18 protein-coding genes are annotated in these 18,686 nt (G+C 61.2%); 5 read left to right on the top strand and 13 right to left on the bottom strand.

From position 1 onward, the window contains the following. Positions 1-12 precede the first annotated feature (12 nt). From Q5H92_RS09570 to Q5H92_RS09605, 8 genes are all read right to left on the bottom strand, one after another. The gene (locus tag Q5H92_RS09570; RefSeq protein ID WP_305011293.1) at positions 13-1,062 is read right to left on the bottom strand and encodes a tetratricopeptide repeat protein; all 1,050 of its coding nucleotides are present in this window, start codon (positions 1,060-1,062) and stop codon (positions 13-15) included. Between the two features lie 55 nt (positions 1,063-1,117). Next, complete coding sequence (locus Q5H92_RS09575) at positions 1,118-2,362, bottom strand: tetratricopeptide repeat protein (protein ID WP_305011488.1); 1,245 nt, start codon at positions 2,360-2,362, stop codon at positions 1,118-1,120. After that, entirely contained in the window at positions 2,362-3,729 is a 1,368-nt protein-coding gene (locus Q5H92_RS09580) for an ATP-binding protein (RefSeq protein WP_305011294.1), read from the bottom strand. The genes Q5H92_RS09575 and Q5H92_RS09580 overlap by 1 nt, the downstream gene beginning before the upstream one ends. Positions 3,730-3,914: 185 nt before the next feature. Next, positions 3,915-4,226 (bottom strand): DUF167 domain-containing protein, encoded by a 312-nt coding sequence (locus Q5H92_RS09585; RefSeq protein WP_305011295.1) that lies wholly within the window; start codon positions 4,224-4,226, stop codon positions 3,915-3,917. 126 nt (positions 4,227-4,352) lie between these two features. Beyond that, complete coding sequence (locus Q5H92_RS09590; RefSeq protein ID WP_305011296.1) at positions 4,353-5,093, bottom strand: endonuclease III domain-containing protein; 741 nt, start codon at positions 5,091-5,093, stop codon at positions 4,353-4,355. Positions 5,094-5,396: 303 nt separating this feature from the next. Further along, positions 5,397-6,362, bottom strand: a complete 966-nt coding sequence (locus Q5H92_RS09595; protein WP_305011297.1) for a hypothetical protein — start codon at positions 6,360-6,362, stop codon at positions 5,397-5,399. Positions 6,363-6,543: 181 nt separating this feature from the next. Beyond that, positions 6,544-6,954 carry a response regulator gene (locus tag Q5H92_RS09600; protein WP_305011298.1) on the bottom strand — a complete coding sequence of 137 codons (411 nt, stop codon included), beginning with the start codon at positions 6,952-6,954 and terminating at the stop codon, positions 6,544-6,546. Positions 6,955-7,041: 87 nt separating this feature from the next. Continuing rightward, on the bottom strand, positions 7,042-8,532 hold the full coding sequence (locus tag Q5H92_RS09605; protein WP_305011299.1) for a sensor histidine kinase: 1,491 nt from the start codon (positions 8,530-8,532) through the stop codon (positions 7,042-7,044). An 82-nt stretch (positions 8,533-8,614) separates the two neighbouring features. On the opposite strand from Q5H92_RS09605, the gene Q5H92_RS09610 reads away from it, so the two are divergent. Beyond that, a complete protein-coding gene (locus Q5H92_RS09610; RefSeq protein WP_305011300.1) occupies positions 8,615-9,442 on the top strand; it encodes a TrmH family RNA methyltransferase in 828 nt (275 codons plus the stop codon). Here the strand turns inward: Q5H92_RS09610 and Q5H92_RS09615 are convergent. From Q5H92_RS09615 to typA, 3 genes are all read right to left on the bottom strand, one after another. Then, positions 9,439-9,966, bottom strand: coding sequence for a DUF6630 family protein (locus Q5H92_RS09615; protein WP_305011301.1), 528 nt, complete (start codon positions 9,964-9,966; stop codon positions 9,439-9,441). The genes Q5H92_RS09610 and Q5H92_RS09615 overlap by 4 nt on opposite strands. 10 nt (positions 9,967-9,976) lie before the next feature. Beyond that, positions 9,977-10,504, bottom strand: a complete 528-nt coding sequence (locus Q5H92_RS09620; RefSeq protein ID WP_305011302.1) for a hypothetical protein — start codon at positions 10,502-10,504, stop codon at positions 9,977-9,979. Positions 10,505-10,662: 158 nt separating this feature from the next. Then, positions 10,663-12,474, bottom strand: a complete 1,812-nt coding sequence (typA, locus tag Q5H92_RS09625) for a translational GTPase TypA (protein WP_305011303.1) — start codon at positions 12,472-12,474, stop codon at positions 10,663-10,665. Positions 12,475-12,715: 241 nt separating this feature from the next. Here typA and msrB point away from each other — a divergent pair, with 241 nt between their 5' ends. From msrB to Q5H92_RS09640, 3 genes are all read left to right on the top strand, one after another. Then, positions 12,716-13,267, top strand: coding sequence for a peptide-methionine (R)-S-oxide reductase MsrB (msrB, locus tag Q5H92_RS09630; RefSeq protein ID WP_305011304.1), 552 nt, complete (start codon positions 12,716-12,718; stop codon positions 13,265-13,267). A gap of 158 nt (positions 13,268-13,425) precedes the next feature. After that, positions 13,426-14,217: a DUF3050 domain-containing protein gene (locus Q5H92_RS09635; protein ID WP_305011305.1), complete on the top strand. Its 792-nt coding sequence runs from the start codon at positions 13,426-13,428 to the stop codon at positions 14,215-14,217. 77 nt (positions 14,218-14,294) lie between these two features. Beyond that, positions 14,295-14,651, top strand: coding sequence for a hypothetical protein (locus tag Q5H92_RS09640; protein WP_305011306.1), 357 nt, complete (start codon positions 14,295-14,297; stop codon positions 14,649-14,651). 216 nt (positions 14,652-14,867) lie between these two features. On the opposite strand, the gene Q5H92_RS09645 is transcribed toward Q5H92_RS09640, so the two are convergent. Then, complete coding sequence (locus Q5H92_RS09645) at positions 14,868-15,605, bottom strand: hypothetical protein (protein ID WP_305011307.1); 738 nt, start codon at positions 15,603-15,605, stop codon at positions 14,868-14,870. 236 nt (positions 15,606-15,841) lie between these two features. Between Q5H92_RS09645 and metG the strand changes: the two genes are divergently transcribed. Then, positions 15,842-17,884 carry a methionine--tRNA ligase gene (metG, locus tag Q5H92_RS09650; protein ID WP_305011308.1) on the top strand — a complete coding sequence of 681 codons (2,043 nt, stop codon included), beginning with the start codon at positions 15,842-15,844 and terminating at the stop codon, positions 17,882-17,884. 198 nt (positions 17,885-18,082) lie between these two features. Here the strand turns inward: metG and pth are convergent, their stop codons facing one another. After that, positions 18,083-18,649 carry an aminoacyl-tRNA hydrolase gene (pth, locus tag Q5H92_RS09655; protein WP_305011309.1) on the bottom strand — a complete coding sequence of 189 codons (567 nt, stop codon included), beginning with the start codon at positions 18,647-18,649 and terminating at the stop codon, positions 18,083-18,085. Between the last annotated feature and the right edge of the window lie 37 nt (positions 18,650-18,686).

Genomic DNA, 18,686 nt, shown 5'->3' on the forward strand with positions numbered 1-18,686 from the left:
ACGGCGTAAAAGCTACGGCAATTGCTCAGGAGGAATTTGTTTCTTTATCAAAAAGGCGATGAACATAAAGCCAACGACGCCTGCCAATAGGCTTATCAGTTGTGGAATTGTGAGTGGTGTGTCGGTTTCATACAGCCCAAAGTAGTCGCCTAAAAGTATGACCGGCGGCGCAACGAGAATCAGCGACAGCCACAAGCCCAGCCGGCGCTGCCACACCTGGGCCCGCGTTAATTGAAAAATCGGGTCGTGCCGGGTGCGCCACCAAGCCCGCGCCACCGCGCCGGTGGCCCAAATCCGATTGAATAGCGACCCCAAACCGGGGTCCTGGCCGAGGGCGCGGCGCTCGGCGCCGCGCTGCTCGCTGCGCAAAAACCACTCGGGCCACAGCTGCCGGCGGCGCGCCAGCTGGAGCAGGGGCACCAGCTGGGCCGCGCGGCCGGGGTTTTGGCGCAAGGCTTCGGTGAGGTGGCGGTTGGCAGCGGCGGGCTGATAGCGGCGCAGCAGCACCTGGCCCAGGCGGGCGTGCACCAGCTCGCTTTCCGGGGCCACGCGTAGCAGACGCTGGAAATCCTCGTTGGCCGCCGCGGGTTGGTCGAGGCCTTCCTGGGCCAGGGCGCGCCACAGCAGGCAGTCGGCGTGCTCGGGCGCCAGCTTCAATCCTGATTCGGCACAGTCGATGGCCGCGTTGTAGCTGTGCTGCAGGTAGAAAAGCTGGGCCCGAAAGCCGTGGTAGCGCGGCATCCACGGGGCCAGTCGCAGGGCATTCCGCACCAGTAGCTCGGCCTGGCGCAGCTGGCCCTGGCTGCCCAGCACCTGGGCCAGCGCAAAGTGCGCCTCGTGGGCGTTGGCCTCGGCCCGAACGGCCGCTGCGGCTGCGTCTTGGGCTTCCTCCAGGCGCTGTTGCTGCCGCAGGGCTTCGGTCAGGGCCAGCAGGGTTCGCCACTCAACGGGGTCGGCGGCCAGGCGCTGCCGGGCTGCGGTTTCGGCCAGCGCCGGCCGGTGCAGCTCCAGCAGCTGCCAGATACTGGCCAGCGAGGGAAAGCTTTGCGGGTTTGGAGACACGAAGAGGGCAGAAGGCGAATAGCGGTGGCGAATCCGGCTAATTAGACGAGTAAAACTATTCCGGTGCCTGGGGCTGAACGAGGCTCATGATGCTGAGCGTTGCAGCGTAAACAAACAGCGTCAGACGTGCCCGGAAGGCCGGGGGCGCGTCATCCAGCCAAAACAGAAACACCACGGCCGCCGCTCCCACCACCCAGGCCCATTCCATGTGCTGGCGTTCGGGCTCGGGCGTGGGCTCGCCCCACACCTCTCGCCACACGCCCACGGCGGCCAGCCCGGCCAGGGCGGCGGCCACCACCGGCAGCCGCGTGGGCAGCAACACGGCCAGCATGAGGGCGCCCAGGCACCCCACGCCGGCCATCGCCAGCCGCCAGTTCAGCGGCCCCAGCCAGGCCAGCGGGCGGCCCCGCAGCTGCAGCACCACGGGCGCCAGCCGCCAGCGCAGATACGCCCAGCCATACAGCAACCCCAACGGCAAAAACAGCAGCGAGCAAACCATCACCACCCCGATAAACAGCAGCACGTAGCCCGCCTTGCCCAGCCGGGCCTCCAGCCATTCGCCGGTTTTGATGAGGGGCGTGTCCAGCTTTTCCATCTGGCGGGGCAGCCAGTAGTGCTGTTTCCAGGTAATAGCGAGGCCGTTTTTGGCATCCTGTGAGCTGGGTTCGAGCCGCAGGGCCGTGCGGAAGTGCTCTTCGGCCGGCCGGTAATCCTCGCGCAGCAGCAATAGCTCGCCCAGCGCCAGGTGCGCCCGCCAGTGGTTCGGGTTCAGGCCAACGATGGTGCGGGCGGTGGCTTCGGCCCGGGCGTTGTCCTCGAGCTGGCGCAACGCCCGCAGCAACTGGTACAGGCAATCCAGATTCGTTGGGTTCCAGCGCAGGCCCACTTCGGCCGTGGCCCGGGCCTGGGCCGGGTAGTGCCAGACCAACTCCATCTGGGCGCGCAGGGCGTAGAATTTGGGGTCGCTGGCGTCCAGCTCCAAGGCCGTGTTGATGGCCGCGCCGGCTTCGGTGGCGCGCTTCTGGTTGATGAGGCAGACGGCCAGCAGGTAGTAGGCTTCGCCGTATAGAGGCCGCACAGCAATGGCGCTTCGGGCAGCGGCTTCGGCTTCGGGGTAGCGCTTCTGCTCGCTCAACACCATGCTCAGCACCGTGAGCGCCACGGCCGAGCGCGGGTTCCGGGCCAGCTCCCGGCGGGTCAGCTCTTCGGCCAGCGCGTAGCGGCGCACCGCCACCAGGTTGCGGGCATGCACAAACCAGTCCGGCTCCTGCCGAAGCGCCTGCCTCTCCGCCGCAGCCATCACAGCCCGCCCGGCTTCTTCACGCCCAAATACACCAGAATGTCGTCATACAGTCCGCCCTCGTTCGAGTACAGCGCGTAGTTGCGGGCCGTGGCAAACCATTCCTTGGTGCTGGGCTTCACGAGCTTGGCGGCGTCCAGCAGGTGGCTTTGCTCGATGGGCAGGGGGCGGCCACTGCGCATGGAGGCGCGCAGGCACACGTCCACGGCGCCGTCCACCAGCGCCATCAGGTCGGCGCCGCTCAGGCCGGCGGTGCGGGCGGCCACGGCGGCCGTGTTCACGCCCGGCGCTAGGGGCTTGCCGCGCAGCAGGATGTCGAGAATGGCGGCGCGGGCCGGCTCGTCGGGTGGTGTCACGAGCGTGATGCGGTCGAAGCGGCCGGGGCGGCGGAAGGCGGGGTCGAGGTGCCAGGGCGCGTTGGTGGCGGCCATGATAAGCACGCCCTCGTTGGAGCGCGTGGCCCCGTCGAGCTCCTCCAGAAACTGGTTGATGACGGTGCGGCCGGCGCTCTGGCGCAGGTCGTGGCGGTTGGCGGCCAGGGCGTCCACCTCATCAAAAAACAGCACGCACGGCGCCTGGCTGCGGGCCAGCTCAAACAGCTGATGGAGGTTTTTTTCGGAGTTGCCCAGCCACATGTCCAAAATATCGGCAATGCCCACGCTGATGAAACTGGCCTGTACCTCGCCGGCCGTGGCCCGGGCCAGGTGGGTTTTGCCGCAGCCGGGCGGGCCGTACAGCAGCAGTCCGCCGCCGCTGGCCTTGCCGTAGGCCTTGTACAGGTCCGGTAATTGCAGCGGGTGAATGATTTTGAGCCGGATTTCGTCCTTCACCGCTTCCATGCCGCCCACGTCGGAGAAGTTGATTTTGGGCCGCTCCAGCCCCAGGAGCTTGGCCTGCGCATTGGGCTCGTCCTCGTCCGGGGCGGGCGCGTAGCCGCCATTAGCGGGCGCGGGCACGCGCTTGACCGGCGCGGCGGCTTCCAGGGCCTGGCCGAGGTCGCGGTCGGCCAGGCCGGGGTTTATTTCCAGGGCGTGGGCGTAGGCTTCGCGGGCTTCGGCGGGCTGGCCGGCGGCCAGCAGCAGGCGGGCGTGCAGCAGGTGGGCGGCGGCGTGGTCGGCGCGCTGCTCCAGTAGCTCCTCCACCACCACGAAGGCGGCCGAATGCTTGTTGCTGGCAAAGTAGGCTTCGGCCAGACTCAGGCGCAGGGCGTCATCGGTGGGATGCTGGCGCAGGCCTTCGCGGCACAGGGTTTCGGCTTCCTGGTGGCGGCCGGCGGCGTTGAGCTGGCGGGCCAGGTGCTGGCGCAGGGGCAGGTTATCGGGCGAAAATTGCAGGGCGTCGAGTAGCGGCTGGAGGTCGGCAGACATAGCGGGAGGGGAGGGCTGGGAAATTCAGATGGAAAGTTAGCACCCGCCGGAGTTGTTGAAGCCCGCCAAACTTACCCCGAAGCGGTGTTTCGGCCCGCGCCCGCGCATACACGAAGGTTTCGATATGCTCTGACGCGAACCGGAGCACCGCTTCTGGGTACATGTTCGGCGAACTCAAACTGGCCTCAGGCCAGCAACTGCGCCAGCACCCGTTCGCCCTCTTCCTCGCTCACACCTTCAATCTCCACCTTCTTGAACGGCGTCGTGTGGCCGCTCAGCAATGTCACGCTACTCTTGGAGACACCAAATGTTTCGCCCAGAAACGCCAACAGCACGGCATTGGCCTGGCCTTCCTGCGGGGGTGCCTTCAGCCGTACGGTGAGGGTGCCGTCGGCAGCGCGCAGTAGTTGGTTTGCGCGGGCATTGGGCTTGGCGCGCAGGTGCAGAATCATGATTTGGTGGGTTGGTGAGTTGATGGGTTGTAAAAAGGACGTCATGCTGAGCGGAGTCGAAGCATCTCGCGTGTGGTAATAAATCAATCGTGAGGACTACTTTAGTTAGTGACCACAAGCGAGATGCTTCGACTTCGCTCAGCATGACGTCCTTTTTGCTCACCTAACCCACTACCCGCCCATCCGCGCCTGCCCAAATGGGCACTGGTCCAGCACCACACAACGGCCGCAAGCGGGGCCGCTGAAATAGCAGCACTTCTGCCCATGGAACATGAGCGCCTCGTGGTGGTCGTACACCTGCTGGGCATCCCAGCCGGGCGGCAGCAGGGCCTCCAGCAGCTTGTGGGCTGGCCCTTCGCCCACCTTCGGCCCGATGAGGCCCAGGCGCTGGGCCACGCGGTGGTGGTGGCTGTCGACGGGCATGGCCGGGATGCGCAGGGTGCTGAACAGGAGCGTAGCTGCGCTGGTTTTCGGCCCCACGCCGCTGATGCTTTCCAGCCAGGCTCGCGCTTCGGGAATGGGCATGTCGGCCAGGAAATCGAGCGAACAAGGAGCATCCGACCCGCACCGTTCGCTGATTTCGCGCAGCACGGCCTGAATGCGCGGCGCCTTCTGCTCTGGCCAGGTGCAGGCCCGGATGGCGTGCTGCACGGCTTCGGTGGGCGCGTCGCGCACAGCCTCCCAGGTGGGAAATGTGGCCGTGAGCTCCTGATAGGCGCGGTGCGAGTCGGCGTTTTTGGTGCGGTGCGAAAGCAAGGCACTCACCAGCTCGCTGAGCGGGTCTTTGGTGCTGAAGAAAAGGAACGGGGCCCCGTACTCGGCGCACAGCCGCTTGTGAACCAGCAGCGCCTTGGCCTGGCGGGCTGCGAAATCAGTGGCGGAAGTTTCAGCAGTAGCGGCGGGCAGTTTCATCCTGCGCCTACGCGGGTGGGCGGGGCTGGGGTTGCCGGTAGGAGTAAGGGACCGTTATTGCGAGGCCGCAGCCCCTGGCAACCGAAGGTCCGCGTAGCTAATCCGTCCTGTCAGAACCAGACACGCGCTGTCATCAGAAAGCCTTCTGTTTATAAGCAAAAAGCCCCAACATAGCACAGCGTCGGGGCTTTTTACGTTTTTAAAACTTTATCACATCAGTAGCCTGGTCGCTGAGAACAGGACGGATTAGCTACGCGGACCTTCGGTTGCCACGGCCTGCGGCCTCGCAATGACAATTCTTTCTCACCTTCCGGCATTATACAGGGCAATGGCTTGGCGCTGGTTATTCGCCTGCTTGCTTTGCAGCACAATGGGCACGATGAGCACCGGAATGGCCACGTACACCAGCGGCGAGATGCTGCGGCCCGCATCGGTGGGCCGGATGCTTTGGAGCAGGCCCGCCACCAGCAGGCCGCCGCCCACCAGGTAGCTGGCCACGGTGGCCTGCTGGTAGCGCCGGGCCTCAAACAGCAACTGCTGGGCCCCGGCGTTGTCGCTGGTAGCCAGCATCAGGTTTTTTGAGCTTAGGTTTTGAATCGGGCCGTTGTCCTTGGAGAAGTACTCGGTTTTCACGGTGCGATAGCCGCCGTAGGGGTAGCCGCCGAAACCGCCGTAGCCATAGCCGCCGTAGCCGTACCCCGGGTAGCCGAAGCTGCCCGGCCCCGAGCTATACTGCGTGGTGGTGATGGAATATAGGCTGATGCGGCCGGTTTTCTCGCGGCGCAGGGTTGTCTCGCGCGACGAGCCCGGTAGATTAGTGCGCACATAGTGGCCCGTTTCGTCGTCGTAGAACCCCACCTCGGCCATCTCAAACTTGCGCTGCCCGTCAAGCAACAGGTACGGCCGGCCAAAGAGAGGATTTTTCGTTTCCACATCGTTGCCGCTGTACACCATGCCATTTTTCAGGCCCACCTGAAAGCGGGGCGGGCGGGTGTTGCTGCCCGGCAACTGGCCGGCCGGCGTGGGCGCATACACGGGCGCGGGCATGGGCGCCGGCAGCGGGGCTGTCACGGCCGCGCGGCGCGTGGTGTCGGGCGGCGGCGTGGGCACGGCATCGAGTTGGCGCGGCGCGGGCGCGGGGCGCGGCTTGGGGGCGGTGGGCAAGGTGGGCGGAGCGCCGAGCTGGCGTGGGCCATCGTCTTGGGCCTGAGCGGCCTGCGCGCCAAGCAGCGCTGCGAGCAAAGCCGGGAAAACAACGGGGATTCTCATAACGAAGACAGCAGGAACAGCAATGAGGCCAGACAAGGTAGCAACGGCCGGCAAATTCGCAGGGCCGGGCCCCGGTTGCCGTGCGCCGCCGGCCCCGCCATAAAATCGAAACCATCGGCAAAGCCCACAAATTCCGCCAGCGCCCGTGAAGTTCAAGTGAGTGGCCGGGCAGCCGCCTGGGCTAGTTCAACAGCTTTTCGAGCAGGCTCAAGCTGTCGGAAAGGTCGGTGCCGGTTTCAAAGTCCAGCGGCTTGAGAATGTAGCCGCTTACGCCCAGCCGCTCGGTATTGAGGCGGTCCACATCCATGCTCGATGTGGTGGTGATGAACACCGGAATGTGCTGAAATTCGGGGTTGGCGCGCAGCTCGGTCAGGAATTCGACGCCGTTCATGCGCGGCATGTTCAGGTCGAGCAGAATCACTTCGGGCAAGGGGCGCAGGGCCTCAGTGCCGTTGCGGCCCATGAGCAGGTCGAGGGCTTCTTCGCCGTTGAAGGCCGTGTGCAGCTGGTGCGGCACATTGAATTTGGCGAAGGACTTCTCCGCTGTCATGGTATCAAAAATGTCGTCTTCGACGAGTAAAACAGAACGCATAAGAAACGAAAAATAGGGCAGGTCGGCCAAAAAAAACGAACCCGGATAAGGGTAAAACGGGTCAGACTGGTTCCCGCACGCCGGGGTTTACTTCGGCCACGTAAAGATAAAACCGGCGCCCTGGCCCGGGGCCGATTCCACTCGAATGGTGCCCTTGTGCTCGTCGATGATTTTCTGCACGATGCTCAGGCCTATGCCCGTGCTTTCGGCCGTGTGCCGGTCGCGCAGGGTCTGGAAGAGCAGAAATATTTTCTGATGATACTCCGGCGCAATGCCCGGCCCGTCGTCTTGCACCCGGAATTCGTAGTAGCGGCCAATGTCCTGGCAACTTACTTCGAGGTGGCCGGCGCCGCGGTGGTGGTATTTCACAGCGTTCGACAGCAGGTTGGTGAATACCTGCTGCAGGCCCAAGCGGTCCGTCACCAGCGTGGGCATGTCGGGGCCGATGCGCAGCGTGAAATCGGGCGGCACTACCAGCTCGGCCACTTCTTCCAACAGTGGGCCCACTTCCACCGGGGCAGGCGGCTGGGCGGTGCGGCCTATGCGGGCGTAGGCCAGCAGGCCGTTTATGAGGTCTTCGAGGCGGCTGAGGCGGCCCTTCATCTGGTCGAGGTAGGTGCGGAGCTGGGGCGAGAGCTCGGCCGAAAGCTCGTCCTCAATCCACTTCACAATGGTAGTCACGCCGCGCAGGGGCGCCTTTAGGTCGTGCGAGGCCACGTAGGCAAACTGGTCAAGCTCCTGGTTGCGCTTTTCGAGGGCGCTGAAACTCTCGTCCAGCGTCTGGGTCATGCGGTTGAGGGAAATGGCCAGGCCGCCGAGGTTATCGGCTTCCGAATCGGTGATTTTCACCGTGTAATCACCCTGCACCACTTGCTCGGCCAAGGCCCGAATCTGGGCAATGCGCCGGCTTACTTCAGCGTTGATGTTCGTCAATTCACTCTGCAGGCGGCGGTTGTCGGCCAGCTCACTCACGATTTTCATCACCAGCCACACCACAATCAGCACCGCCAGCACGGCCGACACCAGCACCACAATGGGCGTGGCGGTTTCAAAAATGTCTTGCAATTCGCTGCGCTGGGCCAGCAGCGCCAGCTCGTTGCGCTTGATGCGGGCGTACAGGATGCGCACCTGGCGCAGGGTCTGGCGGTCGGTGTCTAGCAAGGTCTGCATAGCCGACTGGCTCATGGATTTCTTGATTTCGGTGAGCGGCCGCAGAATGCGGAATTCCTGCTCCACCAGCATCTGCAGCGAATCGAGGCGGGCGCGCTGTTCTGGGTTGTCCACCGTGAGGGCGCGCATTCGCGCCAGCGCGTCGGGCAACTGGTTGGACGCCATGCTGTAGGGGCGCAGATACACCGTGTCGCCGGTGAGCAGGTAGCCGCGGGTGCCGGCCTGTGCATCCTTGAGCACGGCCGTGATGGCTTCGGCTTCTTGCAGCACTTGGTAGGTGTGCTGCACGCGCCCGGTCTGCACTTTCAGCCCCCGGATGCTCCAGAACGAGGCCGCCGCCGTGAGCAGCAGCACGCCCACGGCCAGCGCCAAGCCCACAACGATTTTAGGGTCAATTTTCGATTTCATTGGCAGCGAAGGTACTGGCCCGCCCTACGCCCGCGCTGCCGCCAAGGTTGGGCCCGGCGCGCCGCCGGGTATCTTTGCGCCCATGCCCTTCGCCCCGACTGACCGCCTCAGCAGCCCCCAAAACCCCCGCATCAAGCAGCTGCTGAAGCTGCAGCAGAAGTCGGCCGAGCGCCGCGCCCTGGGCCTCACCCTGGTCGAAGGCCTGCGCGAGCTCAGCATTGCCGTAGAAGCTGGCGTGGCCGTGGCCACCCTCTACACCTGCCCCGAGCTGGCCGGCGAAACCGGCCTGGCCGATTTGCAAAACCTGTTTTCGGGCAAACGAGACGCACCCGAGTGGTTTGAGGTTACCCGCCCCGTCTTCGAGAAAGTAGCCTACCGCGAAGGCTCCGACGGCCTGCTGGCCGTGCTCAAAACCCCCGCCCGTACCCTCGCCGACCTGCGCCTGCCCGCCAACCCGCTCCTCCTCGTGCTCGAAGCCGTGGAAAAGCCCGGCAACCTCGGCGCCATCCTCCGCACCGCCGACGCCGCCCCGGTCGACGCCGTCCTCATCGGCGACCCGCGCACCGACCTGTTCAACCCCAATACCATTCGCTCCAGCATCGGCTGCGTGTTTTCGGTGCCCGTGGTGGCCGCGCCCATTGCTGAAATCATCGATTTCCTGCGCCAAAAAGGCATCCGCAGTTACGCCGCTGCCCTCACGCCCCAGGCCCATTCCTACCTGGAGTGCGACTTCCGCCCGCCCACGGCCCTCGTCCTCGGCACCGAAGCCGACGGCCTGACGCCCGCCGCCCAGGCCGCCTGCGACGAAACCATCATCATCCCCATGATGGGGCGCATCGATTCGCTCAACGTGAGCGTGGCTGGCGCCGTGCTGGCGTTTGAAGCCGTGCGTCAGCGCGGACCGCGCTAGTAAACCGTCACTCCGAAACCCAGCTCTTTGGCCAGCTGGCGAGCTTCTTCAGCCTGCGCATCGGCTACAACGCTTAAGGCATAAGAGTCACTATCCAGTGTAAACAGCACCACCGCCAGACCAGCCGGCTCGGCCAAATCCTGCACAATATCCAGCGCTTCAGGGCCGGTCACAGTGGCCCGGCCACTGGCAGGTTCAGCAAGCTGCACAGGCTGCTTTTGCTGCGTCAGCGTTTCATTGATACCGTAAACTAGGTCGGCCGCCGTATCCTTCCAGTCGCTTTCCCAGAGTAGTTCCTCGCTCAGCAACGCATCAATCAGCGCCAAATCGCGCAGCTCCTGCGCCGGCAGCGCCGCCGCGATGCCGCGTTCCTCCAACTCCTCGGCATATTGCGCTTGGTAGCCCGACGGGTCGCGCAATACCAGCGCCAGCCGCTCGCTCACGCGCTGAGTGGCCTCCGCGTCATTCAGGGTAAAGAGCTGCACGAAGCGGTGCAGGGCATCGGTAGATGGCAAATTCGTCATAAGTTTAAGATTAGCGGGGCTGCACGCCCTCTTGTTGCACCTGCATGAGGAATGGCACCAAGGCAGCCGGCCGCACCGACGGCGGCAGACGCCGCGTAGCCCGGTACTGCCGGATGACCTGATACAGTTGGTCGCGTCCGTTGCTAACGGCCCGAATCACGCCAAATGCCGAGACGCCCAGCAGGCTGAAGGCCGTAGGGGCCACCCACGAGTCGTAGTAATAGGCGTTGTAGTTGGGCGAGGCGCCGTAGGTGGCAGGATTGGGCTCGTAGTGCCGTCCCACAAGGGTAACCACCGGCACCGGAATGGCTGCAAACCGCATGATTTTGCGCCCGCTGTTCCACTTGGCGTAGTACATGCGAATAATGGCGCGCGCCGTGTCATTGAACGCGTAAGCATCTTCGAAACCCGCGCGGGAGAGTTTGTAGTCGGATTTGTCCGGGTGTTCGGTCATCGTTGCGGCCGGCGTCTGGGCGTGGCCCGGCCGCCCCATGGCGAGTAAGGAAAACAGGAGAAGCAGGGTAGATTTTTTGAGCATAAATACGCAGATGGAATGAAAGGAAATCAGCGAAAATATCCAGCAAGCAACCAACAAAACTAACAACCTGTCCGCACTCCGGCCCGCCTGTAAACAATGCGCCCAGCCTCGGGGTGCGAAGCTGGGCGTATTGCTTAATTAAAGCGAGCCAACACTCATTAGTCAGCCTGCTTGGCGTAGCGCAGACGCTCGTTTTCGTCGAGCAGAATCTTGCGCATCCGAATCGACTTCGGCGTCACTTCCAGGTACTCATCCTTCTGGATGTATTCCATAGCTTCTTCCAAGGAGAACTGGCGCTTGGGAACAATCTTGGCGTTGTCGTCCGTGCCCGAAGCACGCATGTTGGTCAGCTTCTTGCCTTTCTGGATGTTCACCGTCAGGTCATTGGGGCGGGTGTGCTCGCCGATAACCTGGCCGCCGTACACTTCCTCGCCCGGGTCTACGAAGAACGAGCCTCGGTCCTGCAGCTTGTCAATCGTGTAAGCCGTGCCGGGGCCGGCTTCCAGCGAAATCAGCGAACCGGCGATACGGCCGGGGATGGTGCCTTTGTGGTCTTCGTAGTCCACGAAGCGGTGGTTCATGATGGCCTCGCCGCCGGTGGCGGTCAGCACGTTGTTGCGCAGGCCAATCAGGCCGCGCGACGGAATCATGAACTCCAGGTGCTGCAGGTCGCCCTTGGGCTCCATGATGGTCATTTCGCCTTTGCGCATGCTCACCAGCTCAATCACCTTGCCGGCCGATTCCTCGGGCACGTCCACCACGAGCAGCTCAATGGGCTCCTGGCGTTTGCCGTTGTCATCTTCCTTGAAAATAACCTGGGGCTGGCCCACTTGCAGCTCGTAACCTTCGCGACGCATCGTCTCGATGAGCACCGACAAGTGCAGAATGCCGCGGCCGAACACGAGGAACGAGTCCTCCTTATCGGTAGCCTGCACGCGCAGAGCCAGGTTTTTCTCGGTTTCCTTGAACAGGCGGTCACGCAAGTGGCGCGAGGTCACAAACTTGCCTTCCTTGCCGAAGAACGGCGAGTTGTTGATGGTGAACAGCATGTTCATCGTTGGCTCGTCGATGCTGATGCGCTCCAGGGCCTCCGGGTTGTCGGCATCGGCCAGCGTGTCGCCAATGTCGAAGCCTTCGATGCCCGACACAGCGCAGATTTCGCCGCTGCTCACTTCCGACACCTTCACGCGGCCGAGGCCTTCAAATACGTGCAGCTCGCGCACTTTCACCTTTTTAATGCTGCCATCAGCCTTCATCAGGCTCATGTTGCCGCCTTCCTTAATCGTGCCGCGGTGCACGCGGCCGATGGCGATACGACCCACGAACGACGAGTAGTCGAGCGAGGTAATCTGCATCTGGGGCGTGCCTTCCAGGGTCGGCGCGGCCGGAATCGATTCGATAACCGCGTCGAGCAGTGGAATCAGGTTGTCGGTTTTGTGCTTCCAGTCGGTGCTCATCCAGCCCTGCTTCGAGGAGCCGTACAAGGTCACGAAATCGAGCTGGTCTTCCGACGCGCCGAGGTTGAACATGAGGTCGAAAACCTGCTCGTGTACCTCGTCGGGGCGGCAGTTTTCCTTGTCTACTTTGTTCACCACCACGATGGGCTTCAAACCCAGAGCAATGGCTTTGCCGAGTACGAAACGGGTCTGCGGCATGGCGCCTTCGAAGGCATCCACGAGCAGCAGTACGCCGTCGGCCAGCTTCAACACGCGCTCTACCTCACCGCCGAAGTCGGCGTGACCAGGGGTGTCGATGATGTTGATTTTGGTGCCGTTGTAGCGTACCGACACGTTTTTGGAAACGATGGTAATGCCGCGCTCGCGCTCCAGGTCGTTGTTGTCGAGAATCAGGTCGTCGAACTGCTGGTGCGCGTCGAAAATCTTGGAAGCGTGGATAATCTTATCCACCAAGGTGGTCTTGCCGTGGTCAACGTGAGCGATGATGGCAATGTTCCGGATATTGTTGGCCATATGGGTTGGTTTTGCGGGTGCAAAGGTACGGATAAAAAGGCGCAAAGCCTTGTGGTACTCAACTATTAACAAACGGCCGGCTGGGGTGAGGCCCGGCCGAAGCCACTTGGGAGCCAAGCGCGTCGCCTTAAATGGCTTAGCCGGGGTGTAAGGTTCCCGCGCTATTCGCGTCTACCCCACCGACCCAAGCACGGCCCCGCGTCGTATGTAGTCCACTCCTCACTTAAGCTGCTTCCTGACCATGCGTTTCTCCTTGTTGTTTTTGTTTATTTCGGCGCTCACCCTCAACGTAGCCTGCTCGCAGAAGCGCGACGTGGCCGCCAATACCGCGCCAACGGCCCGTACGGTGGCCGGCAAAACCTACTTCCAGCCCAAGCCCGTGACGGGCAAGCCCGACGAATTCCCGGTGCGCCACACCGAGGCCGAATGGAAGAAACTGCTCACGCCCGACCAGTACTACATCCTGCGGGAAAAAGGCACCGAGCGCGCTTTCACCGGCAAATACCACGACAACCACGCCGCCGGCACCTACTACTGCGCCGCCGACCACAACCTGCTCTTCACCTCCGACACCAAGTTTGAGTCGGGCACCGGCTGGCCCAGCTTCTACGCCCCGGCCACCGACAACAGCGTGAAAGTGGCTTCCGACAACACCTTCGGCATGAGCCGCGACGAGATTGTGTGCGCCAAGTGCGGCGGCCACCTCGGCCACGTGTTCGACGACGGCCCCAAGCCCACCGGCCAGCGCTACTGCATGGACGGAAACGCATTGGTGTTTGAGAAGAAAAAGTAGAGTGCTCTGCATTATTCTGGGAAAATTCACAAAACGTAGCCTCTGCGGAATCCATCCGCAGGGGCTATTTCGTTGCTGTGTAAAAGCAATAGGCCATAGTGGGTGTGTGCTTTTGAAATAAATTAATCGGAATAATCATACTTCAATCTTTCAGTGCTATGGAAAGTGCTTCTGACCCAATCGACTTTTTGCAGCAAGAGGTGGCCGCCACCCGCCGCCAACTGCTCAACAACGGCCTCTACCACAGCCTGCAGAGCCTCACCGACCTGCGCCGGTTTATGGAGCACCACGTGTATGCCGTGTGGGATTTCATGTCCTTGCTTAAGGCCTTGCAGCGGGATTTGACGTGTGTGCAGGTGCCGTGGATACCCAGCGCCCGGCCGGCCACGCGCCGCCTCATCAACGAAATCGTGCTCGAAGAAGAGTCCGACGTGGACCCGCAGGGCCAGCCCACCAGCCATTTTGAGTTGTATGTGCGCGCCATGGAGGAATGCGGGGCCGATACGGCGCCCATCCGCAAGCTGGTGGCGGCCGTGGCCGAGGGCCGCTCAATTGAGCGCGCCCTGGAAATAGCGAATGCCCCCGCTTCGGTGCGCGATTTTGTGCTCACTACTTTCGATGTCATTGCCACCGGCAAACCCCACGTCATTGCTGCCGCTTTTACCTTTGGTCGCGAAGACCTGATTCCCGACATGTTTCGCCAGTTGGTGGGCGACCTGGGCCGCCGCTTTCCCGGACAGCTTGATACGTTCAACTATTACCTCAACCGCCACATTGAGCTCGACGAAGACGTGCACGCGCCCTTGGCCCACCAGATGGTGCGCGAGTTGTGCGCCGACGCGCCTGAGCGTTGGCAGGAAGCCCAGCAAGTGGCCATTCGTTGCCTGGAGGCCCGCATGGCCCTCTGGGACGGCGTGAAGTTCGGCCAGCACCGCGCGGCGTTAGCTTAAATTCAGCCAACCACATAGGCCTGCGATGCGTTTGAAGCGGGCAGCCTGTTCCGGCTGCTCTTTTCCGGCGTCCCTTCATGATACATTTCCCAATTAAGCTGGGCCGCCCGTGGCTGGCCCTGAGCCTAGCGCTCGCCCTCCCGGCCTGCACGGCCACCGAGCAGACGGCCGAAACCGCCGTGCCCACCTCCGTCAATTCCGACGCCGACCGCCGGGCCATCTACAATAGCAACGGCACGGGCACCGTGGGTGGCCGCGAGCTGCCCGACGCCACCCCTAACCGCGTGCGCCTGGGCGAGCAGGCAGCAGGCATCAACAGCCAGAAGCGCATCGAAAACGTAAACACCAACGACCCCAACAACACTTCGCCCGAAACACGCATCCAGCGCCTCAACTACGACCCACCCGTGGACACTACCCGCCGTCGGCCTTAGGGAATTGGGTTGGTGAAGTCCGTGAGTACGTATTGAGAACATCATATCGAGCTTGCCGGGCCATCTCGCGCAGTAAGTCAATCGCAAAAAAAAGAATTGCTACCACACACGAGATACCTCGGCGAACTCGACACGACGTTTAAGCAACTCCGATATTAAAAAAGCCCGCTTCCATAAATGGAGCGGGCTTTTTTTGGTCATTGCGGCAACGGAAAACTAGGCGCTTACCTCGCCGGTGCTGGGGCTATCGGCCGAGTTGAGCAGGCCCGTGGCTTCGGGCTCAGAAGCGGCCTGGGTGCGGGGCTTGGGGCCGCGGCGGGCGCCGGTAGCGGGCGTACCGGGCTTGGGGCCGCGGCGGGAAGGGGCAGCGGTAGTAGCGGCTGGTTTGGGGCCCCGCTTGGCGCCGGTAGCCGGCTTGCGGCCAGAAGCAGCGGCGGGCGCATCCGTATCTTCGGTGGCATCCGAAGCGGCATCAGCGCGCGCAGCGCGGGGCTTGCGGGGCGAGCCGTCCTTGTTCAGGGTCTGGCCTTTTTTACGGCTGCGGCCCGCAGTAGCGGAACTGCTGGCTGCTGCTGTGCCAGCAGCGCTGCCGGTACTGGCTGAACCCGAAACGGAATCGTAGTGCCGCACAATGGTATGCAGGGCTTCTTCAAACATGCGCTCTGTGTCGCCATCAAGACGGCGCGTGGCTTCCTTCACCACTTCCTTCAGCTTGGCTTTCGTTTCTTTGCGGATGCGAGCCACCACCTCACTCATGCGGTTGTTCAACTCTTTCTGCAATTGTTTGGCGGCCGATTTAAGCGACTTTTTCTGGCTGGCCTTGCTGTTGGCCCGGTCATCGTCGAGGGCGGCAGTGGCACGACCGGCGCTTTTGGCCGATTTGCGAGCCGCTTTTTCTTCGGGCGTGCGCTTGGCGCGTTTTTCGGTTTTAACCGGAGAAGCAGGTTTTTTCATGTGAAAAAAAATGGTTGAATGAAGGTGAAGAAGGAGAGGGTAGAAATGCGTATTTGTACATCGCCCTAATTATAGGCGCGGTCAAATATAAAATGAATTAGTTGTCAAACGGTTTCGCTGGTTTTTAGGTTGATTTAGTTTCAACCTTTTTTCTTTGTTCTTTTGTTTAGTGCAGTCTTGCTGCGTGTTTTTTCAAAAATTAACGTTTAGTCCGCCGGTTTCTTTTTCTGTTTTGTATGTCTTCATTTCCTAAACGTTATACCGTCACCGCCGCGCTTCCTTACGCAAACGGGCCGGTCCATATTGGCCATCTGGCGGGTGTTTACTTGCCGGCCGACATTTACGTGCGGTATTTGCGGTCGGCGGGGCGCGACGTAAAATTCATTTGTGGCTCCGATGAGCACGGGGTTCCCATCACCATTCGCGCCCAAAAAGAAGGCGTGACGCCGCAGCAGGTAGTTGATAAATACCACGCGTTGATTCGCGACTCGTTTAAAGATTTTAACGTGTCGTTCGACGTGTATTCGCGCACGTCGTCGGCCACGCACGCCGAGGTTTCGAGTGGTTTTTTCACCAAGCTCAATAAAGAAGGCAAATTCATTGAGCAAACCACGCAGCAATACTTCGACGAAAAGGCGCAGCAGTTTCTGGCCGACCGCTACATCGTGGGCACCTGCCCGAATTGCGGCAACGAAAATGCCTACGGTGACCAGTGCGAGCGCTGCGGCACTTCACTCAGCCCGACAGAATTAATTAATCCGCGTAGCATGCTCAGCGGCGCGCAGCCCATTCTGCGCGATACTAAGCATTGGTTTCTGCCCCTCGACCAGTACGAGCCCTGGCTTCGCGAATGGATAGTGGAAGGCCACAAAAGCGACTGGAAAACTAACGTGTACGGCCAGTGCAAATCGTGGATTGACCAGGGCCTACACCCGCGTGCCGTCACGCGCGACCTCGATTGGGGTGTACCCGTGCCAGTGCCCGGCGCCGAAGGTAAAGTGTTGTACGTGTGGTTCGATGCGCCCATCGGCTATATCTCGGCCACTAAGGAAGCCTTCCCTGACGAATGGGAAACTTACTGGAAGGACAAGGATTCCAAACTGGTGCATTTCATCGGCAAGGACAACATCGTTTTCCACTGCATTATTTTCCCGGTAATGCTGAAAGCGCACGGCGACTACATCCTGCCGGATAACGTGCCCGCCAACGAATTTCTGAACCTGGAAGGCGATAAAATCAGCACTTCGCGCAACTGGGCCGTGTGGCTGCACGAATACCTCGCCGATTTCCCCGGCCAGGCCGATGTACTGCGCTACGTGCTGTGCGCCAACGCTCCCGAAACCAAAGATAACGACTTCACCTGGAAGGACTTCCAGGCGCGGAACAATAACGAATTGGTCGCCACGCTCGGTAATTTCGTGAACCGTGCTACGGTGCTCACGCACAAATTCTTTGAAGGTAAAGTGCCGGAATTGGGCGAATTAGCGCCAATTGACGAAGACGCCTTTGCGCAGTTGGCTGAATTTCCCGCGAAAATTGGGGAGCTGATTGAAAACTACCGTTTCCGCGATGCACTGGCCGAAGTATTAAATCTGGCGCGTTTGGGAAATAAATATTTGGCCGAAACGCAGCCCTGGCACCTCATTAAAACCGATGCCGCGCGCACCGGCACGGTGTTGCACGTATCGCTGCAAATAGCTGCCGCCCTGGCGCCGCTGCTGGAGCCTTTCCTGCCCGAATCGGCCCAGAAACTAGCCGACATGCTCAATTTGGAACTGGACAGTTGGGCCAGCGCCGGCCGCCGCGATGCCCTGCCCGCCGGTCATCAGTTGCGCGAAGCCGCGCTGCTATTCGCCAAAATCGAAGATGCAGTGGTCGAAACGCAGGTGCAAAAACTGCTTGATACCAAAAAAGAAAATCAGCTGGCCAACACACCCGTAACGCCCGCAAAATCCGACGTGTCGTTCGATGATTTCGGGCGGATGGATTTGCGCATCGGCACCATTGTAGCTGCCGAAAAAGTAGCCAAAACCAAAAAGCTGCTTAAGCTCACCGTCGATTTAGGCCTGGAGCAGCGCACCATTGTGAGCGGCATTGCGGAATATTTTATTCCCGAAGCCCTCATTGGCCAGCAGGTACAGGTTTTGCTGAATTTAGCGCCGCGCGAAATCAAAGGCATCCAAAGCCAGGGCATGCTGCTCATGGCTGAAAATGCTGATGGCACACTGGCACTCATGCAGCCCGGCATCCCGGTGCGCAACGGCAGTAGCATAGCGTAATTATATCGTTTGTCATTGCGAGAGGAGCGTAGCGCAACGCGGCAATCCGTCATCTCAATGCCAAAAAACATCAAGAAAAGCCCCAGTACTGCCAGGTACTGGGACTTTCTGCATTCTAAAAACTAGCTTATCACTTCCCAAAGCTTGTCGCGTTTAGAGGACGGATTGCCACGGCCTACGGCCTCGTAATGACGGATGCTATTTCACATTTACAATATTCATCGCGCGCTCCAAACCCATCGAGCCAAATGCCAGCACGGCATCACCGGCTTTTTCAATGCGCGTCGGTAACTCAATTAATTCATCGGCCGAAAACGGATTCAACACATAATCGACCTGCCGGCCTTTCGGGAAATTAGCATCTACGCCGAAGCGCAGGCGGGCATACACATCGGTGCCCAGCGTGGCCTGAATGTCTTTCAAACCATTGTGGCCGCCGGCCGACCCCTGGCCTTTCAGCCGCAGCTTGCCGAAGGGTAGGGCCAGGTCATCCGTGACCACAACCATGTTTTCGGCCGTTATTTTCAGTGTAGCCAACCAGTGTGCTGCTGCTTTGCCACTCAGGTTCATGTAGGTGGTGGGCTTCACCAGCACGTAGGTGTGGCCTTTGTGCTTGAACTCGGTGGTGAAGGCGTGGCGGCCGATTTCAAAGCGCGGCGCGTCGAACTTAGCAGCCAGATAATCGGCCACCATGAAACCGATGTTGTGGCGCGTGTCGGCGTATTCGGGGCCAATGTTGCCCAGGCAAAGAACCAGAAATTTCATCTGAACCGCAGATTTAACAGATTGAACGGATTTCGCA

The organism is Hymenobacter mellowenesis (genome assembly GCF_030581005.1).
In the GTDB taxonomy this organism is placed as follows: Bacteria; Bacteroidota; Bacteroidia; order Cytophagales; family Hymenobacteraceae; genus Hymenobacter; species Hymenobacter mellowenesis.